We start from the raw sequence: 25,334 nt of genomic DNA, 5'->3' as shown, positions 1-25,334 counted from the left end.
GATAGTTCAGTCACACCTTCACCGCATCTCCCAGCAGTCCGGTCCCGAGCCGGACTCGAACGAAGGCAGGACAGCATGAGGAAGTTCCGTTCCCCCGCGACGCGCGTCAAGGCGTGCGTCGCGGGGCTGGCGGCCCTGGCCGTCGCCGGCGGGGTCATGACCGCCGACCCGGCCGCGGCCGCCGTGGCCTCGGCGCCCGACGTGGCGCCGTACGAGATGCAGAACGGGGCGGCGGCACTCGACGCCCTCCGCTCCCAGGCCGCCGCACCGGGGCTCACCCCCGCGGCAGCCCCGAAGGCGGCCGCGGCCGCGGCGCCGGAGTACGACGTCCTCGTCTTCAGCAAGACCGCCGGTTTCCGGCACGACTCGATCCCCGCGGGCATCCGCGCGGTCCAGCGCCTCGGCGCGCAGTACGGCTTCTCGGTCGACGCCACCGAGGACGCCACGGCGTTCACCACGGCCAACCTCGCCAAGTACGAGGCCGTCATCTGGATGTCGACGACCAGCGACGTCCTCAACGCGGCGCAGCAGACCGCCTTCGAGACCTACATCAAGGGCGGCGGCGGCTACGTCGGGGTCCACGCGGCCTCCGACACCGAGTACACCTGGCCCTGGTACGGCGAGCTCGTCGGCGCCTACTTCCAGAGCCACCCGGCCGGCACGCCGACCGCCAGCATCGACGTGGAGGACAAGGAGCACCCCTCCTCCTGCGCGCTGCCGGACCGGTGGACCCGCACCGACGAGTGGTACAACTTCCAGTCCAAGACCAACCCCGTCGTCAACGGCGGCGGCACCGACTACAGCCCCCGCGGCGACGTCAACGTGCTCGCGACGCTCGACGAGTCCACCTACGTCGAGAACGACGGCAACAACACCGACGACGACCACCCGATCGCCTGGTACCAGGAGTTCGACGGCGGCCGCAGCTTCTACACCGGTGGGGGCCACACCCAGGCCTCGTTCTCCGAGCCGCTCTTCCGGCTCCACCTGCTCGGCGGCATCCAGTACGCCGCCGACCAGGCTCCCGACGCCTGCACCGAGCTGCCGCCCACCGACGCCTCCTTCGACCAGATCACGCTGGCCAAGGGTGACGACAAGATCGGCGAGCCGATGGCTCTCTCGGTGATGCCCGACGGCCGGGTGCTGCACAACGCCCGCGACGGCCGGGTCTTCCTGACCGACCTCGACGGCAACACCACCGAGCTCTACGACGTCCCGATCTACACCCACGACGAGGACGGGCTGCAGAGCATCGCGGTCAGCCCGAACTTCGAGGAGGACGGCTGGGTCTACCTCTACTACGCCCCGCCGCTCAACACGCCCGCCGGCGACGCCCCCAACGACGGCAACGCCGCTGCGTTCGCGCCGTTCAAGGGCTACAACGTCCTGACCCGGATGAAGTTCGTCGACGACGACCTGGTGCCCTCGACCGAGCAGGAGATCCTGCGGGTCGAGGCCGACCGCGGCATCTGCTGCCACGCCGGCGGCGCGATCGACTTCGACGCACAGGGCAACCTCTACCTGTCCACCGGTGACGACTCCAACCCGTTCGCCTCCGACGGCTACACCCCGATCGACGAGCGCGCGACCCGCAACCCGGCCTTCGACGCCCAGCGCAGCTCGGCCAACACCAACGACCTGCGCGGCAAGGTCATCCGGATCACGCCGAACGCCACGACGGCGGCGTACACCGTCCCGACCGGCAACCTCTTCCCCGAGGCGAGCGACCCCGGGAACAAGACGCGTCCCGAGATCTACGCGATGGGCTTCCGCAACCCGTTCCGGATGACCGTCGACAAGGAGACCGGCTACGTCTACCTCGGCGAGTACGGCCCCGACGCCGGCGGGCCCAGCGCGACCCGCGGGCCCGGCGGCCAGGTCGAGTTCAACCAGATCCGCGCGGCCGGCAACTTCGGCTGGCCCTACTGCACCGGCACCAACACCCCGGCCGAGACCTACAACGACGTCACGTTCACCGATTCGGGTGTCACTGCCGGGCCGAAGTTCAACTGCGCCGCGCCGGTCAACAACAGCCCGAACAACACCGGCCTGACCACCCTCCCGCCGGCCCAGCCGGCGTGGATCAAGTACGACGGGAACACGGTCACCTACAACGGCCAGAGCAACACCACCGAGTTCGGCGGCGGTGGCGAGGGCCCGATGGCCGGCCCGGTCTACAACTTCGACCCCGAGCTCGACTCGGACGTGAAGTTCCCCGAGTACTTCGACAACCACTTCTTCGCCGGCGAGTGGACCCGCGGCTGGATCCGCGACATCGCGATGGACGCCGAGGGCGACGTCACGGGCATCGACCCGTTCTTCGACTCCTCGACCCTCTACGCGGTCATGGACATGGAGTTCGGCCCCGACGGCTCGCTCTACGTCCTCGACTACGGCAACGGTGGCTACTTCACCGGCAACGAGAACTCCGCGATCTACAAGATCAACGCCATCAACGAGGGCGCGCGCTCGCCGAGCGCCAACGCCACGGCGACGCCGTCCTCCGGGCAGGCGCCGCTCCTGGTGCAGTTCTCCAGCCAGGGCTCGACCGACCCCGACGAGGGTGACTCGATCGCCTCCTACGCCTGGGACTTCCAGAACGACGGCACGGTCGACTCGACCGTGGCCAACCCGACCTTCACCTACACCGCCAACGGCGTCTACACCGCGCGGCTCACCGTCACCGACGAGACCGGCCGCACCGGCACCGACACCGCGACGATCACGGTCGGCAACACCGCCCCGACGGTCGAGATCACGATGCCGCCCGACGGCGCGTTCTTCGAGTTCGGCGACTCGGTCCGGGTCCAGGTCACCGTCACCGACCCCGAGGACGACGACATCGACTGCAGCAAGGTCGAGATCGACTACGTGCTCGGCCACGACTCGCACGGCCACCCGCTCAGCGGGGCCACGGGCTGCGACGTCGTCCTGCCCACGGTGCGCGACGAGGGTCACGACTCCTCGGCGAACATCTTCGGCGTCATCAACGCCAGCTACACCGACGAGGGTGGCGCCGGCGCCCAGGTGCTGTCGGGTGAGGACGAGGTCGTCCTGCAGCCCAAGCGCAAGCAGGCCGAGCACTTCACCTCGCAGCTCGGTGTCGCCACCGAGGCCACCACCGACCCGCTCGGTGGGGCGCGCAACGTGTCCAACATCGACGCAGGCGACCACATCTCCTTCGCGCCGATCAGCCTGTACCAGATCCCGAAGCTGCGCTTCCGCGTCGCCTCGGCCGGTGCCGGCGGCACCATCGAGGCCCGCCTCGGGAGCCCGACCGGCCAGCTGGCCGGCACGGCCACCGTCCCGGTGACCGGGGGCTGGCAGACCTGGCAGTTCGTCGACATGGACATCGCCGAGTCGGCCCGGACCGGCTCGCACGAGCTGTTCCTGGTGTTCAAGAACGCCAACCCCACCGCGACCGGGTTGTTCAACCTGAACTTCTTCGACGCGGCCGGCAAGGGTGTCTCGATCAACTCCAAGCCGCAGGTCGGCGCCCAGGCCACGCCCGTCCAGGGCACCGCGCCGCTGGCGGTCGCCTTCACCGGGTCCGCCAGCGACTACGACGGCGACGCGCTGACCTACGCCTGGGACTTCGGCGTCCCCGGCACCGACGCCGACAAGGCGACCACGCTCGACGCGACCTACACCTACACCGAGCCGGGCACCTACACCGCTCGGCTGACCGTGACCGACGCGCAGGGTGCCACCGGCACCTCGACGGTCACCGTCCGGGTCGTCAACAGCTGCGGCGTGCAGCAGTCCGACGAGTTCGACGGGACCGCGCTGGACGGCAAGTGGGAGGTCATCCGGCCCAGCGGCGACATCAGCGTCGGCGGCGGCAACCTGACCGTGCCGATCGGCAGCGGCAGCATGTACGGTCCCGGCGTCGGGACCGCCGAGGACGTCATCGTGCAGGAGACCCCCGATGGTGAGTGGGAGGTGACCGCCAAGGTCACCGCCGAGGTCACCGAGAACTACCAGCAGGCTGGTCTCCGGCTCTACGGCGACGACGAGAACTGGGCCTCGGTCCACCTCATCTCGGCCGGTGGCACCCGCGACGTCGAGTTCATCTACGAGGCGCAGGGCACCGCACGCAACAACGCGGAGGACAAGCTCGGCGGCGTGCCGGCCGAGTTCCCGACGACCTACTACGTGCGGCTGACCTCGGACGGCACCGACGTGCGGGCGTCGTACTCGACCAACGGCGAGACCTTCAGCCCGGTCGGTCGTACGGCTCCGCTGAGCGCCTTCACCAACCCGAAGATCGGGCCGACGGCGCTCTCCGGTGGGGCGGCCACCAGCCCGAACGCGACGTTCGACTGGATCCGCTTCGAGCCGGACGGCACCAGCGGTTCCACCGACCCGAGCGACGAGTTCGACGGCACCGCCCTCGAGGAGTGCCGCTGGAACGCCATCGTCCGGGAGGACAAGAACGCGTACTCCGTCGCGAACGGTGCGCTGACCATCCAGGGCGCGCCGGCCGACCTCTACACGGCCTCGGCCAACCAGGACCAGGCCACCAACCTGATCCTGCAGTCGGACTCCAACACCACGGAGGACTACACGATCGAGACGCAGCTGTCGGCGACCTACACCGACGGCTACGGCCAGGCCGGCCTGATGATCTACGGCGACGACGACAACTACGTCAAGCTCGACCCGGTGGCCGACGTCGACCGTCCGAACGAGAGCTTCAACCGCATCGAGCTCCGCTCGGAGTCCGGCGCGGCCATCCTGAACCCGCAACCGGAGGTCGTCGTGCCTCCGAACGTGTCGACGTTCAAGCTGCGGCTGACCAAGACCGGCGACAGCTACTTCGGTCAGGTCGACTTCGGCGGCGGCTGGGTGGATGTCGGGACCGTCACCAACCCGACGGCCGACATGGACTTCGGCGTCTTCTCGCTCGGCGTCCAGCAGTCCGGCCAGTCGGCGACGTTCGACTACTTCCGGGTCACCGGCACCGGCGCCGAGAACAGGGCCCCGGTCGCCGACGACGACACCGCGTCGACGTCGGTGGGTACCGCGGTCGACGTGCCGGTCCTCAACGGCGACACCGACCCCGACGGCGACACCCTCTCCGTCAGTGCGGTGACGACGCCGGCGAACGGCACTGCGGTGGTCAACGCCAACGGCACCGTGAAGTACACGCCGAAGGCCGGCTACACCGGGACCGACACGTTCACCTACACCGTCACCGACGGTGAGCTGACCGACACCGCGACGGTCACCGTCACGGTGCGAGCGGCGTGTGCCGTCAAGACTCCGGACGACACGTTCGAGGGCACTGCTCTCGACCCGTGCCGCTGGAACGCGATCGTGGCCGAGGACGCGACCAAGTACCGCGTCGCCGACGGGCGCCTGTTCATCACCACGGCGCCCGGCGAGATCTACCAGTCCGGTACGGGCAAGTCGAACCTCGTCCTGCAGTCGGCCGACCACGCCGGTCCTGACTGGACCATCGAGACCGTGGCTGACGTCAGGAACCTCGACGGCGGCTACAGCCAAGCCGGCCTGATGATCTACGGCGACGACGCGAACTACGTCAAGCTCGTGGCGATCGCCGACGACTCCGGGACCGTGGTCAACCGGTTCGAGCTCCGCTCGGAGGTCAACAACGTGATCGTCGGGGCCAACCCGCAGCCGGAGATCCTCGTGCCGGCCGGTGCCGACCTGAGCGCCGTCCGGTTCCGGCTGGTCAAGTCCGGCAGCACCTACACCGGTTCGGTGTCCTTCGACGGCGGTGCGACCTACGTCGACATGCCGAGGACGGTCGTCAACGAGATGGTGGCGCCGACGTTCGGTGTCTTCGCCGCGGGCGTGCTCCAGAGCGGTGACGAGGTCTCCTTCGACAGCTTCACCGTCGACGGCGAGGACCCCGTGGCCGCGGCCCCCGACACCCGCATCACCGGTGGGCCGAAGGGCATCACCCCGGCCAAGACCGCGAACCTGCGGTTCGTCGCCGTCGGTGACGGCGCCGCGGACGCGACGTTCGAGTGCAAGCTCGACGGCGCGGCCTGGGCTCCGTGCACCTCGCCGAAGGTCTACCGCAACCTCAGGGACGGCAGGCACACGGTGCAGGTCCGCGCCACCACCGACGGCGGGACCGACCCGACGCCGGCCCGGTGGACCTGGACCGTCGACGCCACCGGTCCGCGGGTCACCCAGGTGAGCCCGACCGGCGCCGTCCGCGACCGCACGCCCAAGCTGGGTGCGATCGTCAAGGACGCCAGCGGGGTCCGCGCCAGCGGCCTGCAGGTGTCGGTCGACGGCAAGCGGGTCAAGGGCGTGCGCTACAACGCCCGCACGGGCCGCCTGACCGTGACGCCGAAGGCGCTCGCGCCCCGTCGTCACAGCGTCCGGCTGGTCGCGGTCGACGCCGTGGGCAACCGCACGGTCAAGACCTGGAGCTTCACCGTCCGCCGCTGACGCCAGGCTCCGCGCCGTCAGGGCGCCGGCCACTCGGGGAGAACCCCCGGGTGGTCGGCGCCCTTCGGCGTTCCCGGGTGGTCGTGCGCGTTCCCGGGTCCTCGGGGTCCGGGCGGCCGCGCGGACCCTCGCGGGCAGAACTGGCGGTTCGGGGGTGAAGTTTTCGCCCGCCAGGTGCGGGTTTCCCCGGTGCACCGGGGAATCCCACACCCGGCCGAGCCCACCCGTCACACCGTGCGCAGCCGCACCACTCCGCAGGCAGAACCTGAACTTCGCAGGCAATGCATTGCCCGGGAAGATCAGACTTCCCCGGCCCACCGGTGAAATCTCGGCCGGGCCCCAGGCGCCCAGCCCCGCAGCAGCGAGCTACAGGGCGGCGACCCGGGCCACCGGGTTGGCGAGCATCGCGTCGACCGACTGCGGTGCCAGGAACTGCTGGACGGCCATGGTGGCGGCGCCGATGACGCCGGCGTGCTCGCCGGTCTGGGCCGGGACGACGCTCAGCTCGCCGGTGGCGAGCGGGAGGGAGCGGGCGTAGATGACCTCGCGGACGCCGGCGAGGAGGCTGGGGGCGCCGCCGGCGAGCGAGCCGCCGAGGACGATGACCGAGGGGTTGAGCAGGCTCACGCAGGAGGCGAGGACCTCGCCGATGTCGCGACCGGCGCGGCGGATCGCGGCGACCGCCTCGCGGTCGCCGTGGGCGAGCTGCTCGAGGACGACGCGGCTGGCGTCGGCGACGGGGCCGTGGTTGACGTCGAGCTGCTGGGCGATGGCGCGGGCGCTGGCGATGGCCTCGAGGCACCCGTGGTTGCCACAGCCGCAGAGGGCGTCGCCGCCGCGCGGGCTCTGGACGTGTCCGAGGTCGCCGGCCGAGCCCTGGGCGCCGCGGTGCAGGCGGCGTCCGCTGATGATGCCGGCGCCGATGCCGGTGGAGACCTTGACGAAGACGAGGTGCTCGACGTGCGGGTAGACCACCGAGTGCTCGCCCAGCGCCATCAGGTTGACGTCGTTGTCGACCAGCACCGGCGCGCCGAGGCGCTCGCTGACCCAGTCGGCCACGCCGAAGCCGTCCCAGCCGGGCATGATCGGCGGCTTCACCGGTCGGCCGGTGTGGTGCTCGACGGGGCCGGGCAGGCCGATGCCGACGCCGGCGAGGTCGATCCGGCTGCGGCCGGCGCGCTCGAGCAGGCGGTCGGTGACCTCGACCAGCCAGCCGAGGGTGCGCTCGGGGCCGTCGGCGATGTCGAGGACGACGAACTCCTCGACCACCACCGAGGCGGTGAGGTCGGTGAGTGCGGCGTGCCCGTGGGTGACGCCGAAGTCGGCGGCCAGCACGAGCTTGGCCGAGGGGTTGAACGCGAAGCGGGTGGGCGGCCGGCCGCCGGTGGAGCGGCTCTGCCCGGAGGGCTGGAGCAGGCCGACCGACAGGAGCCCCTCGATGCGGCCGGCGACCGTCGAGCGGGCCAGGCCGGTCATCTCGATCAGGTCGGCGCGGGTGCGCGGGCGGCCGTCGAGCATCAGGTGCAGGAGGTCGCCGCCGCCGGGTGGCGGGGCCGAGGGAGCGATCGGGCTCGGTGCGTGCAGTGTCTCCACACCGGGGGCGGGGAGGGTCTGCGACATGCTCGCTAGTCAATCATGAGGCGTACGTCATACGGAACGACTTTGGCACTTTCAGTCACCCTAGTTTTGTGCGACGCTCGACAAAAGAGGCGAGGCCCGACGGGGGTCCTCCTCGAGCCCGGTCCTGCGCCCGTTGACATTAGTTCGACTGTCGTACTTAATAGCGGGGTGACCTACGTCCTCGGGATCGACAGCTCCACCCAGTCGGTCAAGGCGCTGGTGGTCGACGCCGACGACGGCACCGTCCTCGCCCAGCACGCCGTCCCCCACCCGCCGGGCACCGAGGTCGACCCCCGGGCCTGGACGGCGGCCGTCGACCAGGCGCTGGCCGGTCTGCCGCCCGACCTCGTCGGTGCCGCCGCGGCCGTCGGCGTCGGCGGCCAGCAGCACGGCATGGTCGCCCTCGACGCCGACGACGCCCCGGTGCGCGACGCCCTGCTCTGGAACGACACCCGGTCCGCCGCGGCCGCGGCGAACCTGGTCGCCGAGATGGGCGGCCCGCAGGCCTGTGCCGAGGCGGTCGGCAGCGTGCTCGTGGCGTCGTTCACGGTGACCAAGCTGCGCTGGCTGCGCGACCACGAGCCCGAGCGCGCGGCCCGCGTCGCCCGGGTGCTGCTGCCCCACGACCACGTCTCGCGGCACCTGTCGGCCCCGGGCACCGAGCCCTTCACCGACCGCGGTGACGCCTCGGGCACCGGCTACTTCGCCACGGCCGAGGGGCACTGGCGGCCCGACCTGGCCGCTGCCGCACTCGGCCACGAGCCCGCGCTGCCGCGGCTCGTCGCACCCGGGGCCGCCGCCGCCGAGACCCCGACCGGGGCCCTGGTCTCCGCCGGCACCGGCGACAACATGGCCGCGGCGCTCGGCATGGCGCTGGGCGAGGGCGACGTCCTCGTCTCGGTCGGCACGTCCGGCGTCGCCTCCGCGGTCAGCGCTTGTCCGGTCGCCGACGGCACGGGCGTGGTCACCGGCTTCGCCGACGCGAGCGGCGGCTTCCTCCCGATGGTCACCACGATGAACGCCGCCGGCGTGCTCGACCTGCAGGCCCGCTGGCTCGACGTCGACCACGACGAGCTCGCCCGGCTCGCCCTGGCCTCGACGCCCGGGGCCGGCGGCGTCGTCCTGTCCCCCTACTACGGCGGCGAGCGCAGCCCCGACCGCCCGCGCGCCACCGGCACCTGGACCGGGCTGACCCCGCGCACCACCCGCGCCGACCTCGCCCGCGCGGCCTTCGAGGCGCTGCTGTGCTCGCTGGCCGACGCCGTCGACCAGGTCGCCGCGGTCACCGGGGTCGAGACGCGCCGCGTGCTCCTCGTCGGTGGCGCCGCCCGCAACCCCGCCCTGCGCGCGCTCGCCCCGGCGGTGCTCGGCCGACCCGTCACCGTCCCGCCGGCGGGGGAGTACGTCGCCCTCGGCGCCGCCCGGCAGGCCGCCTGGGCCCTCGCCGGCGCCGCGGCGCCCCCCACCTGGCCCCGCCCCGACGCCGACCTGCTCGAGGCCGAGCCCGACCCGTGGATCCGCGAGACCTACGCCGAGCTGCGCGAGCGCACCGCCCCCTGGACCTGACCCCGCACCACCGGCCCGACAGCACCACCAGCCCGACCCATCCCACCTCCGACGACGAAGGAACCTCCCGTGCCCGACCTGCCCACCCCCCAGCCCAGCGACAAGTTCTCCTTCGGCCTCTGGACCGTCGGCTGGCAGGGACGCGACCCGTTCGGCGACGCCACCCGCGCGCCGATGGACCCGGTGCACGCCCTGGAGAAGCTCGCCGAGCTCGGCGCGTACGGCGTCAACTTCCACGACGACGACCTGATCCCGTTCGGCGCCACCGACGCCGAGCGCCAGGCGATCATCGACCGCTTCAAGCAGGGCCTGGCCGACACCGGCCTCGTCGTGACCACCGCGACCACCAACCTGTTCACCCACCCGGTCTTCAAGGACGGCGGCTTCACCGCCAACGACCGCGACGTGCGCCGCTTCGCGCTGCGCAAGGTGATGCGCAACATCGACCTCGCCGCCGAGCTCGGCGCCAAGGTCTACGTCGCCTGGGGCGGCCGGGAGGGTGCCGAGTACGGCGCGTCCAAGGACGTCCCCGCGGCGCTGGCGCGCTTCAAGGAGTCCTTCGACCTCCTCACCGACTACATCACCGCGCGCGGCTACGACCTGCGCCTGGCGATCGAGCCCAAGCCCAACGAGCCGCGCGGCGACATCCTGCTGCCCACGATCGGGCACGCGATCGCGTTCATCAACGAGCTCGACAAGCCCGAGCTCGTCGGGGTCAACCCGGAGATCGGGCACGAGGAGATGGCCGGCGTCAACGCCGCCGCGGGCTACGCCCAGGCGCTGTGGCACGGCAAGCTCTTCCACATCGACCTCAACGGCCAGCACGGTCCGCGCTACGACCAGGACCTGCGCTTCGGCGCCGGCAACGTCCAGGGCGCGTTCTGGGTGGTCGACACCCTCCTCGCCGGCGGGTACGACGGCCCGGTGCACTTCGACTTCAAGCCGGCCCGTACCGAGGACGAGGACGGCGTGTGGGTCTCCGCGGCGGCCTGCATGACCAACTACCTCGTGCTGCGCGACAAGGTGCAGGCCTTCCGCGCCGACCCCGAGGTGCAGCAGGCGATGACCGCGGCCCGGGTACAGGAGCTGTCCACCCCGACGCTCGGCGAGGGCGAGGGCTGGGAGCAGCTGCTCGCCGACACGCTGCCCGACCCCGAGGCGCTCGCCGCCCGCGGCGCGGCGTTCGAGAAGCTCGACCAGCTCGCGCTCGAGCACCTCTACGGGGTCCGCTGACCACGGGGACCGACCAGCTCCGGCGTCGCCACACGGCGCTGGTGCTGCGCACCCTGCGCCGGCTCGGCCGGGCCACCCGCGCCGAGCTGGCGGTCTCGACCGGGCTGGCCAAGGCCACCGTCGGGGTCATCGTCGCCGGGCTCGAGCTCGACGGCACCGTGGCCGAGGAGCCGGCGCCGGGCGACCGGACGCCGGCCCGCGGCCGCCCGGGCCGTCCCCTCGTGCTGACGCCCGGCCGGCACCTCGGGCTCGGCCTCGAGCTCAACGTCGACTACGTGACCGCGGTGGTCCTCGACCTCGCCGGCGGGGTGCTGCTCAGCAGCTCGCACCCGGTCGGCGCCGACCGGGAGGACGTCCTGCTGGGCCTGGTCGCGGGGCTGCGCGACCGCGTCGGCGCCGACCACGTCGTCGGTGTGACGGTCGCGGTCCCGGCGCTGGTCCGCGACGACGACCGCACCGTCGCGTGGGCACCCAACCTCCCGCTGGCAGGACCCGGCCTGGCCGAGGCGGTGCAGGCGCTGCTGCCCGGCTGCGACGTGCGGGTCGTCAACGACGCCAACTGCGCGGCGTACGCTGAGGCCCACCACGGCGTCGCGGTCGACGTGCCGCAGTCGCTCTACCTCACCGGCACCGTCGGCATCGGCCTCGGCATCGTGGCCGACGGCGAGGTGGTCACGGGCGGCGGTGGGTTCGCCGGCGAGGTGGGTCACCTGCCGATCGGCGATCCCGACGCGCCCTGCGGGTGCGGTCGCCGCGGGTGCTGGGAGGCCTCGATCGGCCTCCACGCGATGCTGCGGGCGCTCGACCTCGACGAGCTCGGCACGCCGACCGCCACCGCCGAGGCCGTCGCGGCGCGCGCCGCCGAGGACGCCCACGCCCGCGCCGTCCTCGACCGGGTCGGCCACGACCTCGGACTCGGGCTGGCCACGCTGAGCGGCGTGCTCGACCCCGGGGTGATCGTGCTCGGGGGCTACTTCGTGCCGCTCGGCGAGCTGGTCCTCGGCCCCGCCCGCGCGACCCTCGACGAGCGCCTGGACCCGCCCGGTCGCGACCGCCCCGAGCTCAGGCTCAGCGCGCTGGGGCTGCAGGCCGCGGCCCTCGGCGCTGCCGAGCGGTCGCTGGGCGCGGTGCTCAACGGCACCTGACACCTCCGCTCGGCTTGTAACGATCCAACCGACCGACCTCCCCGGCGGTGGCTCCGACGTGGGTACCGTGACCGGCCACTGGCACCTCGGGGAAGGCGGAGAACATGGTCGATGTCGAGCGGGTCCTGGACGAGGCCGGGTTGGCGAACCCCCACGTCCGTGAGTACGTCAGCCACTGGGCCGGCATCACCGAGCCCGACCGCGTCGAGGTCGTCGACGCCTCCGACGACGCCCGGCTCGTGGCCGAGGCGCTCGAGGCCGGCGAGCTCCAGCCCGCCGGTGAGGGCCTCTACTACTCGCGCTCCTACCACAAGGACACCGCGCGCTCGGAGGAGCGCACCATCGTGGCGACCAGCGACCCCGACGACCGGGGCGTCTACAACAACTGGCGCGACGCCGAGGAGATGACGGCCGGCCAGCTCGAGCGGATGCGCGGGCAGAGCAAGGGCAAGACGATGTACGTCGTCCCCTACCTGATGGCGCCGCCCGGCTCGCCGCTGGAGAAGTACGCCGCCGGCGTCGAGCTCACCGACAACCGCCCGGTCGTGCTGCAGATGATCCGGATGGCGCGGGTGGGCGTCGCCCACCTCGACGCCCTCGCCGACCCGGCGACGTTCGTGCGCGCCGTGCACGTCACCGGCGACCTGGAGAACCTCGGCCAGGGCACGCCCGAGGACCAGCGCTACTTCGTCACCGTCGCCGACCAGCGCACGATCCTGCACTTCGGCTCGTCCTACGGCGGCAACGCGCTGCTCGGCAAGATCGCCCACGGCCTGCGGCAGGCCTGCTACGACGGCCGCGCGTCGGGGTCGTTCCTCGCCGAGCAGTTCATGCTGCTCGGCATCACCGACAAGGAGACCGGGAAGAAGTGGCACGTCTGCGGCGGCTTCCCGAGCGCCTCGGGCAAGACCAACCTGGCGATGACGCTCGCGCCCGACGCGATGGGCGCGCGCTACCACGTCGACTTCTACGGCGACGACATCGCCTGGCTGTGGGTCGGCGACGACGGTCGCGTCTACGGGATGAACCCCGAGTTCGGGGTCTTCGGCGTCGCCAGGGACACCAACGAGCTCACCAACCCCACCGCGCTCGACTCGATCGCCGCTGGCACGGGCGCGATCTTCACCAACGTCGCCTACAACCCCACCACCCAGGAGGTCTGGTGGGAGGGCCGCACGCCCGAGCCGCCGGCCGACCTCGAGGGCTGGGAGGACTGGAAGGGCGAGAGGATCGCTGATCGCGAGCCCGGCGACGACAGCGCATGGGCCCACCCCAACAGCAGGTTCACCACCACGCTGGCCAACGTGCCCAACGTCGCCGACGACTTCGAGAACCCCGCCGGGGTCCCGATCGACGCCATCATCTTCGGCGGCCGCACCCGCGACCGCGAGCCGCTCGTGCGGGCGATCACCGACCTCGCCGAGGGTGTGTACGACGGCCTGACGCTCGGCGCCGAGGCGACGTTCGCCGCCGACGGCCTCGACGGGCAGCTGCGCTACGACCCGATGTCGATGCGGCCTTTCCTCGCCTACGGCGAGGGCGACTACGCCGCACACTGGCTCGACATCATCGGCCGCGCGACCGACCAGCCGATCTTCGCCCACGTCAACTGGTTCCAGAAGGACCTCACCGAGGGCGGCGACGGCCACTTCCTGTGGCCCGGCTACCGCGAGAACCTGCGCCCGCTCCTCTGGCTGGTCCGGCTCCGCGACGGCGAGGTCAGCGGCCGGCAGACCCCGGTCGGGGTCGTCCCGACGCGCGAGGAGCTCGACCTGACCGGGCTCGACGTCCCCGAGGCCGACCTCGAGCGGATCCTGACGATCGACGTCGCGCGGTGGCGCCAGGAGATGGGCTTCCGCTCGGAGCACCTGCAGCAGTTCGACCGGCTGCCGGAGCAGATCTGGGAGGCCCACCGCCGGGTCGCGCAGGCGCTCGACGCCGCCGAGTAGGCGCCGGTCCCGTCCCCGGTCTCATCCGGAGGTGTGATGAGACCAGATCGCAACCCGAAGGTCTCGCCATCTGTTCGGAACGTCGGCGGATCGCCCGACCTGGGCAACCTCACGGTCGCGCCCGACCCGCTGCCGATCACCCAGGGTGAGGACACGTCGTACACGGCCAGCTGGACCGGCCTCGACGCCGGCTCCTACCTCGGCCTGGTCGGCTACGAGGGGTCGAGCGACCGCACCTACCTCGAGGTCGAGGTGGGGGCACCGCCCGCTCCGTAGCAACCCCCGCACCACCGGCACGGACGAACGGCACCCGGGTCCACCCGGGTGCCGTTCGTCGTCGGTGCGGCGTCCTGCTGCGGGTCAGCCCTCGAAGCAGGGCCCGTCGAAGGTGAACCCACCGGCCGTGGCGCCCTCGGTGAAGTCCTGCAGCACCGTCAGGCCGGCGTCGGCGGCCGGGTCGACCTTGCTGATCACGCTCTGGGTGAAGATGTCGTTCTCGCCCGTGCGGTCGCCGGCCTCCTCGGGGAGCATCCCCTCGTAGTCGACCGACTCGAGCTCGCCGACGGCCTCGATCAGGCCCTCGCGGGTCTTGTCGTAGTCACCGTCGATCCACGTCTCGAGCGCCGCCTTGAGCGGGTAGCTCCACGCCCAGCCGGAGGTGTAGCCGTCGTTGGGCTCGACGTCGCCGAGGGCCTCGCGCATGGCGGTGTGCCCCGGCGTGTCGGTGCCGTAGGAACCCCACGGGCCCACGTGGATGAACAGCTGCTCCAGCGCGTCGGCGGCGGGGTTGTCGGGGGAGAGCAGCGCCGGGTTCCAGGTGGGCGAGAGACCGACGAACTGACCGGTGTAGTCCTGGGCGGCGGCCTGCCCGACGATCACGGCCGTCTCGGTGGGGCCGGTCCCGAGGATGACCACGTCGGGCTGCTGCTGCACGATCGCGCTGATCGCACCGGACTGCTCCTCCGCGCCCGGCCCGGTCTCGACGAACTCGAAGTCCGCGCCCGCGGCCTCGGCGGCCGCCTCCGCGCCAGCGGCACCGTCCTCGCCGTAGTCGCCGGGGAACCCGACCGCCATCACGCTCGCGACCTCGCCCTCCCCGGCGAGGTAGTCCACGGCGTTCATCGCCTCGACGCAGTAGGACGAGCCGGACTCGAGGATGTTGTCCTCGAAGCCCCACAGCGACGTCCAGGACGCGGGGGCGCCGATCACCGACTGCTCCTTCATCCGGTCGAGGATGGCGAGCGTCGTGGGTGAACCCAGGGTCTGGGCGAGGGCGAGGACCTCGGGCTCGATCTCGCCGTACACCTCGGCATGGGTCTGCGGGCTGTAGAGGTTGTCGCGGACGTACTCGGTGACGTCGATGTCGAAGCCCCCGATGCCGCCGTCCTCGTTGACCCGCCGCCAGAACGCCTCCTGCGCCTCGGTGATCGGGACGCCGAGCGCGGCGAACGGTCCGGCGGTCAGGTCGGAGATGCTGCCGAGGTAGATGCAGCCGTTGTCCTGGTTGACGGCCTCGGGGCAGGGGTCGGACGTGACGCCGGGTGCGTTGATCTCGACGGCTTCGTCGCCGCCGCCGCTCGCGGTCCCGCCCTCGTCGTCGCGGCCGCAGGCGCTGACCGTGAGGACCAGCGCGGCGAGGACCGCGCCGGTCGCCCGTGCTCTGTGGTGGTGGGTCATGCTCTCTCCTTGGTGTGGTGCGAGGTGCTGCGGTGGGTGACGCGGCCGGCGGTCAGTAGCTGAACGGCCAGCTCTTCCAGTAGGTGCGGATCCGAACCCAGATGCCGAAGAGGCCTCGAGGCTCGAACAGCAGGAAGACGATGATGAGCAGCCCGTAGAGGATCTGCTCGACCTGGAAGACGTTGGGGCTCTCGCTGGCCCGGCTGCTGATGAAGCCGAAGTAGCCCGGCAGCTCGCGGGTCAGGATCGGCAGCATGCCGATGAACATCGCCCCGGCGATGGTGCCGCCGACCGTGCCGGCGCCGCCGATGAGCACCATCGCGATGAACTCCACCGACAGGGCCAGGTTGAACGTGGCCGGGTCGAAGTTGGCCAGGATCGTCACGAACAGGCCGCCCGCGCAGCCGGCGTAGAACGAGGACAGGGCAAAGGCCAGGGTCTTGGTGCGCGGGAGGTCGACCCCCATCATCTCCGCGGCCATGTCGCGGTCGCGGACGGCGGAGAACGCGCGGCCCACCCGCGACCGGCCGATGTTGCGAGCCGCCAGCGCGAAGACCAGCAGCAGGACCAGCATCACGAAGTAGCGCTTCTGGTCGACGGTCAGGAACGAGTCGGGGGACGACGCCGCGAGGTCCTGGCCGAAGAGGACGAGCTCGGCGCCGCTGCGGCCCAGGCCGGCGCCCCCGGTCATGCTGCTCCACTCCCGGAAGACGTGCTCGCCCAGGAAGACCAGGCCGAGGGTGACGATCGCGAGGTAGAGCCCACGCAGGCGGGTCGCGATCGGCGCCACGATCACGCCGAAGACGGCGGCCACGAGGCCCGCCGCGGGCAGCCAGATCCACATCTCCTCGATGCCGAAGCCCAGGGCGCGGCCGTCGGGGTCGCCGGAGATGACGGCCGCGGTGTAGGCCCCGATCCCGAAGAAGAAGGCGTGGCCCAGCGAGACCTGGCCGGCCAGTCCGGTGACCAGGTTGAGACCCAGGGCGCCGATGGCGAACACGAAGGCGATCGACATCGTGTAGAGGATGTCGTCGGGCTGCGAGAACGGCACGAGCGCGGCGACCACGACGACCGCGGCGACGCCGAGGCGCTTCGGCGTGGTGTTGAAGAGCGCCAGCTCCTGCTCGTAGGACTGGAAGAACGCCGGGCGCCCGCGGACCTTCTTGCTGCGGCGGATCGCCGGGGGGCCGGTCGTGGGCTTGGGGGCGGTGGTGCTCATACTCGCCTCACCTCCGGGGTGCCGAACAGGCCGTAGGGACGCACGAGCAGGACCAGCAGCATCAGGCCGTACGGCGCCACCGCCGACACGTTGTCGCCGAGCCACGGCGCGACGTCGCGGGAGTAGGCACCGACGAGCTGCTGGGTGAGGCCGACGGCCAGGCCCCCGATGACCGCGCCCGGGAGCGAGTCGAGCCCGCCGAGGATGATCGCGGGCAGGGCGATCAGCGCGATCAACCACGTGTTCTGGTCGACCCCGGCCGTGGTCGCGGCCAACGACCCGGCGACGGCGGCGAGGGCCCCGGCGATCGCCCACGAGGTCGCGAACACCGCGCCCACGCTGACCCCCTGGGTCATCGCGGCCTCCTGGTCGAACGCCGCCGCCCGCATGGCGAGGCCGAACGGCGTCCGCTGGAAGAACACCAGCAGGGCGGCCACCACCACCAGGACGGTCGCCATCATCACCGCGTGGCGGATCTGCACCGAGACCCCGGCCAGCTCGAAGGTCTCGATGCCCCACGGGAAGCCGACGCTGCGCGAGCCGCTGCCGATCTGGGAGTTCGCGACGACGCGCACCGCGACGTCGATGCCGAGGGTGATGATCGCGATGGTGAACACCGCCTTGCCGACCATCGGACGCACGGCGACCCGCTCGACCGCCAGGGCGAGGACCGCGGTGGCCAGCGCGGCCACGGTGACCGAGATCAGGAAGGACAACCCGGTGAACAGGACGAACCCGAGTGCCGGCACCAGGTAGGACGTGATGACGGCCCCGGTGACCATGAAGGCCGGCTGGGCGAAGCTGATCACGCGCGTGGCCTTGTAGATGATCACGAAGCCGAGCGCCAGCATGGCGTAGACCGACCCGATGCCGAGCCCGCGCACGACCGCCTCCAGGAACGTGGTCATGCGGCACCGTCCTTCCTGGGGGCGTACATCGACTCGACCAGGTCGTCGAACGCCGAGACGACCGCGGCCCGCTTGAGCTTCTGGGTGGCGGTCAGCTCGCCGTCCTCGTGGTCGAGCTCCTTGGGCAGGAGCCGGAACTCCTTGACCTGCTCGACCGAGGCGAAGCGGGTGTTGACGTCGTCGACGACGCCCCGGAGGAGCTCGAGCACCTCGGGCTTCTCGGTGAGGTCGCGCAGGGTGCTGTAGCCGAGCCGCTTGCGCTGCGCCCAGTCGCCGACCGTGTCGAGCTCGATGCCGATCAGCGCGGTGAGGTACTTGCGGCCGTCGCCGACGACGAGCGCCTCCTTGACGTACGGCGACGCCTTGAGCTCGTTCTCGATCTGCGACGGGGAGATGTTCTTGCCGCCGGCGGTGATGATGATGTCCTTCATCCGGTCGGTGATCTTGAGGTGCGTCCCGTCTACCCACTCGCCGACGTCGCCCGTGTGCAGCCAGCCGTCGGGCTCGAGCACCTCGGCGGTGGCGTCCGGCCGCCCCCAGTAGCCCGCGAAGACGGCCGGGTGGCGGGTCAGGATCTCGCCGGTCACGTCGTCGACGCGGACCTCGATGCCCTCGTGGGCCTCGCCGACCGTGCCGAGCCGGATCCGTCCGGGCTTGGCGGCCGTGGCCACCGCGGTGTTCTCGGTCATCCCGTAGGCCTCGTGCATCGGGACCCCGATCCCCATGAAGAACTTCAGCACCTCCGGCGCGATCGGGGCCGCGCCGGAGGTGGCGTGCCGGACCCGGCGCATGCCCAGCCGCTCGGTCAGCGCGCGGTAGCAGAACAGCCAGCCCACGGCGTACTGCAGCCGGGTGCCCGCGGTGTGCCGGCCGCCGTTGGCCGCCAGCGTCTGGGCGATCCGGCTCGCCCGGCCCAGCCAGAACCGGGCGACGTGGCGCTTGAACCAGCTCGCGCCCGAGAGCCGGGTCTCGACGCCGGCCAGCAGCTTCTCCCAGATCCGTGGGACGCCGAACAGGATGGTCGGCTGCACCTCGCGCAGGTTCTGCGGGACGGTGTCGATGGACTCGGCGAAGCTGACCTGGGTCGCGGCCGCGGCGTTGAACCAGGTGGTGAAGATGCGCTCCGCGACGTGGCTGAGCGGCAGGTAGGACAGCAGCAGGTCACCGGGTCCGGGGGGCGGGCTGGTGAACGCGCCCTCCTGGCACAGGACCTTGATGGCGAACTCGACGTTGGCGACGGTGAGCATCGCCCCCTTGGGCGGCCCGGTGGTGCCCGAGGTGTAGATCAGCGTCGCGAGGTCGTCCGGGCGGGCGTCGTCGGCCGCGCGGTCGACGGCGTCCGGGTGGGCGTCGCGGTGCCGGGCGCCCTCGGCGAGGAAGTCGTCCCACGCGACCAGGCGCGTGCGACCGTACGTCGGTGCGTAGCGTCCCCGGATGCCGCGCGGCTCGGCGTAGACGATCGTCGTCAGGTCGGGGCACTGCTCCAGCACCTCGAGAGCCTTGTCGACCTGCTCCTGGTCCTCGGCGAACAGGACGCGGGAGCCCGAGTCGGCGAGCAGGTAGCCCACCTCGGCGGCGGGGTTGGTCGGGTAGAGCCCGACCGACGCGGCCCGGACGGCGAGCGCGCCCATGTCGGCGACGAGCCACTCCGGGCGGTTCTCGGAGTGGATGGCCACGCGGTCGCCGGGGCGCACGCCGTCGGCGAGCAGGGCGTGCCCGAAGAGGGCGACCTGGTCCCAGTAGTGCGCCCAGCTCCACGGGCGCCACACGCCCAGGTGCTTGTCGCGCAGGGCGACGGCGTCGGGCCGGTGGCGCGCGTGGTCGCGGATCCGGGTGGCCGGGGTGCTCGTCGTCGTCGGCGCGGGAGCCTTCTCGTCCAGGACCGTCATCTCGTGACCTCCTCGCCCAGGTAGGCGCGCACGACCTCGGGGTGGGTCTGCACCTCGGCGGGGGTGCCGGTGGCGACCGGGGTGCCGAAGTCGACGACGAGGACCCGGTCGGCGAGGTCCATCACCAGGCCCATGTCGTGCTCGACCATGACGATCGGCACGTCGAGCTCGTCGCGGATGTCGAGCACGAAGCGGGCCATGTCCTCGGTCTCCTCCAGGTTCATGCCGGCCACCGGCTCGTCGAGCAGCAGCAGCTTGGGCTCCATGGCCAGGGCGCGGCCGAGCTCGACGCGCTTCTGGACGCCGTACGGCAGCAACCCGACGGGGAGCTGGCGCCAGGCCTCGAGCTCGAGGAAGTCGACGATCTCCTCGCAGGCGCGGCGGTGCTCGACCTCCTGGCGGCGGGCCGGTCCCCACCACGCGACGGCCGCGGCGGCGCCGTACCTGATGTGCTGGTGGCGCCCGAGCATCAGGTTGTCGATGACGGTCAGGTGCTCGAAGAGCGCGATGTTCTGGAAGGTGCGGGCCACCCCGCGCGCCGCGATCCGGGACGGCTTCGTGCCCAGGACGTCCTGGCCCAGGAAGCGCACGCTGCCCTTCTGCGGGCGGTAGACCCCGGAGATGACGTTGAACAGCGACGTCTTGCCGGCGCCGTTGGGGCCGATGATGGCGAACAGCTCGCCGGGGTCGACGTGGAGGCTGACGCCGTTGACGGCCTTGATGCCGGCAAAGGAGAGGTGGACGTCGTCCAGCTCGAGGACAGGGGATGCCGATCCGGCTGCAGCCATCATGCGGGGTCCCCGGGGCGTTGTTCGACGGAGGAGCGGAGCGGGGGAGACGAAGAACGTCCTGGGGTGTTCATGCCGACCACCTCTTCTTGCGCCGGTAGTGCTTGGTGTCCCGGAACGAGCGGCGCTCGCCGTCCTCGCCGGGGTGCAGGCCGAGGTAGAACTCGCGGACGTCGTCGTCCTTGAGGAGCGCCTCGGCCGGCTTGTCGAGCACGACCCGGCCGGTCTCGAGGACGTAGCCGTGGTGGGCGACCGAGAGCGCCATGGTGGCGTTCTGCTCGACCAGCAGGATGCCGGTGCCCGCGCCGTTGATCTCGATGATCACGTCGCGGATCGCCTCGACCATCAGGGGCGCCAGGCCCAGGCTGGGCTCGTCGAGGAGCAGGTAGCGGGGGTCGGACATCATCGCCCGGCCCATGGCCAGCATCTGCTGCTCGCCGCCGGAGAGGTAGCCGGCGGTCTTGGCCCGCCGGTCGGCGAGCACCGGGAAGAGGGAGTAGACGCGCTCGAGGTTGGTGGCGAGCGCGGCGCGGGCGGTGTGGCCGCCGACGCGGAGGTTCTCCTCCACGGTGAGCTCGACGAAGACCCGGCGGCCCTCCATCACCTGGCGGACGCCGCGCTTGACGATCTTCTCGGGTCCGACGCGGCGCAGGTCCTGGCCGTCGAGGCTGACCGAGCCCTTGGCCACCTCGCCCTCGTGGACGCCGAGCAGGCCGGTCAGCGCGCGCAGCAGGGTGGTCTTCCCGGCGCCGTTGGAGCCCAGCAGCGCGACGATGCGCGTGTCGGGGACCTCCAGGCTCACGCCTCGCAGGGCGAGCACGGTGTCGTCGTAGACGACCTCGAGGTTGCGGACGGCGAGCACGGGGACTCCGATCCCTGGGAAGGCGGTGTGACCTCCGTCTCAGCGTGGACCCGGGCGTCGCCGGTGTCTTTGGGGCCGCGTCACACAAACCGACCCCGTCGTTCGTCACGAGGTCACAACGGTCGCGCGCGGGGGGTGGTGTGACCGCGGTCACGCGGGCAGACTGCGCTGGCATGACGGCGACAGGTGCGACAGCCATGGTCGGGGACGGCGCCGCCGCGGGCGTCGACCGGCTGGTCGCCTGGGTGCGGGAGCGCTCCGCCGAGCTGGCCCACCAGTCCTCCGACAACATCTGGCGGGAGATCGAGGCCTACGCCGCCCACGACGACCTGGGTTTCCGCTCCGAGGTCGAGCTGCACTGCGCCCAGGTGCAGAAGGCGCTCACCGAGACCCTCGCCGACCGCCGCGACCCCACCCGCGCCGACTTCCCCTGGACCGCCCGCCACGCGATGCGGCGCGTCGACCTCGGGATCGCCCTCGCCGACTTCATGAAGGCCTTCCGGATCGGGCAGATCGCGCTGTGGGACGGCGTGCTCGAGGGCGTGGCCCACGACCCGTCGACCAAGGACGCGGCGCTGGTCATCGTCCGGCAGGTGATGCGCACCATCGAGGTCGGCAGCACGGCGGCGGCCGAGGCCTACCTCGAGGCCCAGCAGTTCCAGCTGGCCGACTCGGCCCGCCTGGCCCGCGACCTGCTCGAGGACCTCCTCGAGGGCAAGCCCCCGACCGTGCGACCGCGCCTGGAGATGCTCGCCGACGTGGGGGTCGGCGAGGGGTCCCCGGTGGCCGTGGTCGTCGGCTCGCTCGCCGTGCCGGCCGGCGGCAGCACCGACCGGGCCGCCCACGCGCTGCTGCGCTCCGCCCTCAACAACCCCGGGCGCGGGCTGGTCGTCGTCCGCCACGACGAGGTGGTCGCCGTCGTGCCCGTGGAGGACGGCGGCGAGGACCGGATGCTCACCCGGGTGCGGGCCGGCGTCTCCTCGCTCGCCGGGCACGGCGTCTTCCCGGTCGTCGGCGTCAGCTCGGTGCACCCCGGTTTCCTCGACATCCCCGAGGCCTACGAGGAGGCGCGGATGGCGCGCCGCTCGCTGCGTGGCCGGGCCGGCGTCCAGTCGCTGTCGCAGATGTCGACGCTCGACTACCTCGTCCAGACCCACGACCGGACCGCCCGTCGCCTGGTGCGGCCGCAGGTGCGGGCGTTCGTGCAGGAGGACCTCGCCGCCGGTGGCACGTTCGTGGAGACCCTGCGCCGCTACGTCGCCTGCGACCTCAACGCCAAGCTGGCCGCGATGGAGCTCCACGTGCACGCCAACACCGTCTACTACCGCCTCGAGCGCATCGCCGAGCGCACCGGCTGCGACGTGCGCCGCGTCGAGGAGCTGATCGACCTGCTGCTCGCGGTGAGCATCGTCTCGGGCAGCGACTAGGACGCGGCCCGGCGGTCAGCGGAGCAGGTGCCGCACGGCGGCGGCGCGCGCCTGCTCGGTGGTGCGGCCCCGGTGGTCGGGGTCGACGAACGCGGCGCCGATCCACAGCGTGAGCACGAGCAGGCAGCGGCCCTCCGCGTCGGCCGGCGGGCAGAACGCCGCGAAGAGAGGTCGGAGGTAGCCCATCCGGCGGTCGTCGACACGCCGGACCCGGGCCGCGACCCGGGCGTCGCGGCGGGCCCAGTCGCGGACCGCGAGCTCGACCTCGAACAGCGGGCCGCTGTCGGGGGCCAGGGCGAACAGGCGACGGAGCCGGGCCCGGGCGTCACCGCCGCCGCTCTCGACGGTCTCGATCGCCTGGTCGACGAGCCGTTCCTCCCAGGCGTCGAGCATCGCCTCGAGCAGGGCCTGTCGGTCGGCGAAGTGCCAGTAGAAGCCGCCCTTGGTGACCCCGAGGTCCTTGGCCAGCGCCTCGACCCGGACCGCCTCGGGGCCGCCGGCGGCGAGGAGCCCGAGCCCGCCCTCGACCCAGTGGTCGCGCGGGGTGCGTACAGGTGCGGCCACGCCGACATACGCTACCGTATAGATACGTCACCGTACGGATCGGATCGGAGAGAGCCATGACCCTTCCCCCAGGACAGTGGGTCGTCGACGGGTTCCCGCGCTTCGGCGCCGACCTCGACCGCCCGCCGCCGACCGTGCCCGAGGGCGCGGTCGTGGAGGTGGTCGGCCTCACGGGCGACCGCTGCGACCTCGCCCCCGACGACCTGGCCGCGCTCCCGCGGGTGGAGGTCGAGGCCGACTTCCACTGCGTCTCGGGCTGGACGGCGCTGGGGCTGCGCTGGGAGGGCGTGCGGCTGGCCGACGTCGTGGAGCAGGTCGTCGAGCCCCGGCTCGGGCGCACCCGGCCGGCGTACCTGGTCCTCGAGGGGCACGACGGCTACCGAGCGGTGGTGACCGTCGAGGACGCCCTGGCCGACGACGTGCTGCTCGCCGACCGGCTCGACGGCGCGCCGCTCACCCTCGAGCACGGTGCGCCGCTGCGCGTGCTCAGCCCGCAGCAGTACGGGTTCGTCAGCGTCAAGCACCTGCGCCGCATCGAGCTGCACGCCACCGAGCCACGCCTGCGCTACCACCCGGTGGCCTCGGTCGACCGCGGCCTGCGCCTCGTCAAGCCGCACCGACGGGCCCGGGTGTGGCACGAGGAGCGGCACCGCTACGTCCCGGCGTGGCTGGTGCGCCGGGTCTACCGGTGGGTGGTGCCGCGGCTCGCCCCACGGGTCCGACCGCGCCGGCCCGGCGGCGGACCCGCTGCGGGCACGCTTGGTGCGCCCCGCTAGACCAGAGGCATGAAGACACGACACATCGGCAACGAGACCGTCGGCCGGCACGAGGTCGGGGCGGTCGGGCTCGGCCTGATGACCTTCGACCAGACCGGCACGCAGCCCCGCGAGCAGCTCGTCGACACCGTGCGCACCGCCCTCGACGCCGGCGTCACCCTGCTCGACACCGCCGACGCCTACGGGCCGGGGGACGAGAAGGGCGCAGCCGCGCAGGGCGAGAACGAGCGGCTGATCGCCGGGATCCTCGACGAGCTCGGCGCGCGCGACCGGGTGCTGCTGGCCACCAAGGGCGGGCACGTGCGCACCGAGGGAGGCGGCTGGGGCACCGACAGCTCCGAAGCGCACCTCAAGGCGGCCGTCGACGCCAGCCTGGAGCGGCTCGGTGTCGAGCAGATCGCCCTGTGGCAACACCACCGGCCCGACCCGGCGGTGCCCTACGACGCCGTCGTCGGCACGCTCAAGGAGATCCACGACTCCGGCAAGGTCGCCATGGTCGGGCTCTCCAACGCCGACCCCGACCAGATCCGGCTGGCGCACTCGGTGCTCGGCGACGCGCTGGTCAGCGTGCAGAACCAGTACAGCCCGGCGTTCCGCAGCAGCGCCCCCGAGATCGACGTGTGCACCGAGCTCGGCCTGGCGTTCCTGCCGTGGAGCCCGCTCGGCGGCCTCGGCAGCGCCAAGGACCTGGCCGACGAGCACCCGGCGTTCGCGCGGGTCGCCGAGGCCCACGGCGTCAGCCCGCAGCAGGTCGCGCTGGCGTGGGAGCTCGCCCGGTCGCCCGTGGTGATCCCGATCCCGGGCGCCAAGCGCCCGCGGTCGATCCAGGACTCCGCCGCGGCCGCCGACCTCGAGCTGACCGCCGACGAGCTGGCCTCGCTCGACGCCTCCTGAGCCCGGCCGGTCCGGCTGCCGGCCTCAGGTGGGCAGCCGGTCGGCGCGGGCCTCGACCAGCGTGGCCGGGGCCGTGAGCCGCCACGCCTCGAAGGTCAGCTCGGCGAGCTCGTCGCGCTCCACGCCGTCGAGGTGCACCACCACCCAGCCGAACGCCTCGGCGGTGAACTGCACCTCGAAGACGTCCGGCCGCTCGGCGACCAGGTCCAGCTGCTCCGCGCGGGTCTGCTTGAGGCCGACCGTGCGGGTCGGCTCCCACAGGTAGCCGAACGTGCGCCCGCCGACCGCGAACCTCGTGTAGCGGTCGAGGGCGGTGCGGGTCACCTCGGGCAGCTGGTCGACCAGGTCGAGGAAGTCGGCGATCCGGGTCGGCACGTCTCATTCTCAC

Annotated in this window: 18 protein-coding genes; 9 read left to right on the top strand and 9 right to left on the bottom strand. The window is 72.2% G+C overall.

What is annotated here, in order from left to right; genetic code table 11:
- Positions 1 to 75: 75 nt before the first annotated feature.
- Entirely contained in the window at positions 76 to 6,429 is a 6,354-nt protein-coding gene (locus tag AC4MBH_RS24075) for a ThuA domain-containing protein (RefSeq protein WP_491797952.1), read from the top strand.
- 366 nt (positions 6,430 to 6,795) lie between these two features.
- On the opposite strand, the gene AC4MBH_RS24070 is transcribed toward AC4MBH_RS24075, so the two are convergent.
- Entirely contained in the window at positions 6,796 to 8,049 is a 1,254-nt protein-coding gene (locus tag AC4MBH_RS24070; RefSeq protein ID WP_491797951.1) for an ROK family transcriptional regulator, read from the bottom strand.
- Between the two features lie 168 nt (positions 8,050 to 8,217).
- Between AC4MBH_RS24070 and xylB the strand changes: the two genes are divergently transcribed.
- The 5 genes from xylB (at position 8,218) to AC4MBH_RS24045 (ending at position 14,218) form a co-directional block, all read left to right on the top strand.
- Complete coding sequence (gene xylB / locus AC4MBH_RS24065) at positions 8,218 to 9,615, top strand: xylulokinase (protein WP_491797950.1); 1,398 nt, start codon at positions 8,218 to 8,220, stop codon at positions 9,613 to 9,615.
- 69 nt (positions 9,616 to 9,684) lie between these two features.
- The gene (gene xylA, locus AC4MBH_RS24060; RefSeq protein WP_491797949.1) at positions 9,685 to 10,848 is read left to right on the top strand and encodes a xylose isomerase; all 1,164 of its coding nucleotides are present in this window, start codon (positions 9,685 to 9,687) and stop codon (positions 10,846 to 10,848) included.
- 41 nt (positions 10,849 to 10,889) lie between these two features.
- Complete coding sequence (locus AC4MBH_RS24055; protein WP_491797948.1) at positions 10,890 to 11,993, top strand: ROK family protein; 1,104 nt, start codon at positions 10,890 to 10,892, stop codon at positions 11,991 to 11,993.
- Between the two features lie 104 nt (positions 11,994 to 12,097).
- The gene (locus tag AC4MBH_RS24050) at positions 12,098 to 13,942 is read left to right on the top strand and encodes a phosphoenolpyruvate carboxykinase (GTP) (protein WP_491797947.1); all 1,845 of its coding nucleotides are present in this window, start codon (positions 12,098 to 12,100) and stop codon (positions 13,940 to 13,942) included.
- Between the two features lie 36 nt (positions 13,943 to 13,978).
- Positions 13,979 to 14,218 (top strand): hypothetical protein, encoded by a 240-nt coding sequence (locus AC4MBH_RS24045; RefSeq protein ID WP_491797946.1) that lies wholly within the window; start codon positions 13,979 to 13,981, stop codon positions 14,216 to 14,218.
- Positions 14,219 to 14,302: 84 nt separating this feature from the next.
- Here AC4MBH_RS24045 and AC4MBH_RS24040 read toward each other — a convergent pair whose 3' ends face one another.
- From AC4MBH_RS24040 to AC4MBH_RS24015, 6 genes are all read right to left on the bottom strand, one after another.
- Entirely contained in the window at positions 14,303 to 15,619 is a 1,317-nt protein-coding gene (locus AC4MBH_RS24040) for an ABC transporter substrate-binding protein (RefSeq protein WP_491797945.1), read from the bottom strand.
- A gap of 52 nt (positions 15,620 to 15,671) precedes the next feature.
- Complete coding sequence (locus AC4MBH_RS24035) at positions 15,672 to 16,838, bottom strand: branched-chain amino acid ABC transporter permease (RefSeq protein WP_491797944.1); 1,167 nt, start codon at positions 16,836 to 16,838, stop codon at positions 15,672 to 15,674.
- Entirely contained in the window at positions 16,835 to 17,746 is a 912-nt protein-coding gene (locus AC4MBH_RS24030) for a branched-chain amino acid ABC transporter permease (protein ID WP_491797943.1), read from the bottom strand. Before AC4MBH_RS24030 ends, AC4MBH_RS24035 begins: the two co-directional genes overlap by 4 nt.
- Positions 17,743 to 19,635, bottom strand: coding sequence for an AMP-dependent synthetase/ligase (locus AC4MBH_RS24025; RefSeq protein ID WP_491797942.1), 1,893 nt, complete (start codon positions 19,633 to 19,635; stop codon positions 17,743 to 17,745). The genes AC4MBH_RS24030 and AC4MBH_RS24025 overlap by 4 nt, the downstream gene beginning before the upstream one ends.
- Positions 19,632 to 20,423: an ABC transporter ATP-binding protein gene (locus AC4MBH_RS24020; protein WP_491797941.1), complete on the bottom strand. Its 792-nt coding sequence runs from the start codon at positions 20,421 to 20,423 to the stop codon at positions 19,632 to 19,634. The genes AC4MBH_RS24025 and AC4MBH_RS24020 overlap by 4 nt, the downstream gene beginning before the upstream one ends.
- A 70-nt stretch (positions 20,424 to 20,493) precedes the next feature.
- Positions 20,494 to 21,285, bottom strand: coding sequence for an ABC transporter ATP-binding protein (locus tag AC4MBH_RS24015; RefSeq protein ID WP_491797940.1), 792 nt, complete (start codon positions 21,283 to 21,285; stop codon positions 20,494 to 20,496).
- A 173-nt stretch (positions 21,286 to 21,458) separates the two neighbouring features.
- On the opposite strand from AC4MBH_RS24015, the gene AC4MBH_RS24010 reads away from it, so the two are divergent.
- On the top strand, positions 21,459 to 22,712 hold the full coding sequence (locus tag AC4MBH_RS24010; protein WP_491797939.1) for a PucR family transcriptional regulator: 1,254 nt from the start codon (positions 21,459 to 21,461) through the stop codon (positions 22,710 to 22,712).
- A gap of 15 nt (positions 22,713 to 22,727) precedes the next feature.
- Here AC4MBH_RS24010 and AC4MBH_RS24005 read toward each other — a convergent pair whose 3' ends face one another.
- On the bottom strand, positions 22,728 to 23,276 hold the full coding sequence (locus AC4MBH_RS24005; RefSeq protein ID WP_491797938.1) for a TetR/AcrR family transcriptional regulator: 549 nt from the start codon (positions 23,274 to 23,276) through the stop codon (positions 22,728 to 22,730).
- A 56-nt stretch (positions 23,277 to 23,332) separates the two neighbouring features.
- Between AC4MBH_RS24005 and AC4MBH_RS24000 the strand changes: the two genes are divergently transcribed.
- Together AC4MBH_RS24000 and AC4MBH_RS23995 are read left to right on the top strand one after the other, a co-directional pair.
- Positions 23,333 to 24,052: a molybdopterin-dependent oxidoreductase gene (locus AC4MBH_RS24000; protein ID WP_491797937.1), complete on the top strand. Its 720-nt coding sequence runs from the start codon at positions 23,333 to 23,335 to the stop codon at positions 24,050 to 24,052.
- 9 nt (positions 24,053 to 24,061) lie between these two features.
- Positions 24,062 to 24,946: an aldo/keto reductase gene (locus AC4MBH_RS23995; protein ID WP_491797936.1), complete on the top strand. Its 885-nt coding sequence runs from the start codon at positions 24,062 to 24,064 to the stop codon at positions 24,944 to 24,946.
- Between the two features lie 24 nt (positions 24,947 to 24,970).
- On the opposite strand, the gene AC4MBH_RS23990 is transcribed toward AC4MBH_RS23995, so the two are convergent.
- Complete coding sequence (locus AC4MBH_RS23990) at positions 24,971 to 25,321, bottom strand: MmcQ/YjbR family DNA-binding protein (RefSeq protein ID WP_491797935.1); 351 nt, start codon at positions 25,319 to 25,321, stop codon at positions 24,971 to 24,973.
- Positions 25,322 to 25,334: the final 13 nt, after the last annotated feature.

This window comes from Nocardioides sp. WJ219 (genome assembly GCF_058559815.1).
Note: the sequence above shows the minus strand (reverse complement) of the source record. Positions and strands in the feature narration are given on the sequence as shown.

What these genes read in the sequence shown, in the direction of transcription:
- AC4MBH_RS24050 (WP_491797947.1), top strand. Translation starts at nt 12,098, where the DNA reads ATGGTCGATGTCGAGCGGGTCCTGGACGAGGCCGGGTTGGCGAACCCC.
- AC4MBH_RS24025 (WP_491797942.1), bottom strand. Translation starts at nt 19,635, where the DNA reads ATGACGGTCCTGGACGAGAAGGCTCCCGCGCCGACGACGACGAGCACC.
- AC4MBH_RS24045 (WP_491797946.1), top strand. Translation starts at nt 13,979, where the DNA reads ATGAGACCAGATCGCAACCCGAAGGTCTCGCCATCTGTTCGGAACGTC.
- AC4MBH_RS23995 (WP_491797936.1), top strand. Translation starts at nt 24,062, where the DNA reads ATGAAGACACGACACATCGGCAACGAGACCGTCGGCCGGCACGAGGTC.
- AC4MBH_RS24035 (WP_491797944.1), bottom strand. Translation starts at nt 16,838, where the DNA reads ATGAGCACCACCGCCCCCAAGCCCACGACCGGCCCCCCGGCGATCCGC.
- AC4MBH_RS24030 (WP_491797943.1), bottom strand. Translation starts at nt 17,746, where the DNA reads ATGACCACGTTCCTGGAGGCGGTCGTGCGCGGGCTCGGCATCGGGTCG.
- AC4MBH_RS24020 (WP_491797941.1), bottom strand. Translation starts at nt 20,423, where the DNA reads ATGGCTGCAGCCGGATCGGCATCCCCTGTCCTCGAGCTGGACGACGTC.
- AC4MBH_RS24000 (WP_491797937.1), top strand. Translation starts at nt 23,333, where the DNA reads ATGACCCTTCCCCCAGGACAGTGGGTCGTCGACGGGTTCCCGCGCTTC.
- AC4MBH_RS24070 (WP_491797951.1), bottom strand. Translation starts at nt 8,049, where the DNA reads ATGTCGCAGACCCTCCCCGCCCCCGGTGTGGAGACACTGCACGCACCG.
- AC4MBH_RS24010 (WP_491797939.1), top strand. Translation starts at nt 21,459, where the DNA reads ATGACGGCGACAGGTGCGACAGCCATGGTCGGGGACGGCGCCGCCGCG.
- AC4MBH_RS24040 (WP_491797945.1), bottom strand. Translation starts at nt 15,619, where the DNA reads ATGACCCACCACCACAGAGCACGGGCGACCGGCGCGGTCCTCGCCGCG.
- AC4MBH_RS24075 (WP_491797952.1), top strand. Translation starts at nt 76, where the DNA reads ATGAGGAAGTTCCGTTCCCCCGCGACGCGCGTCAAGGCGTGCGTCGCG.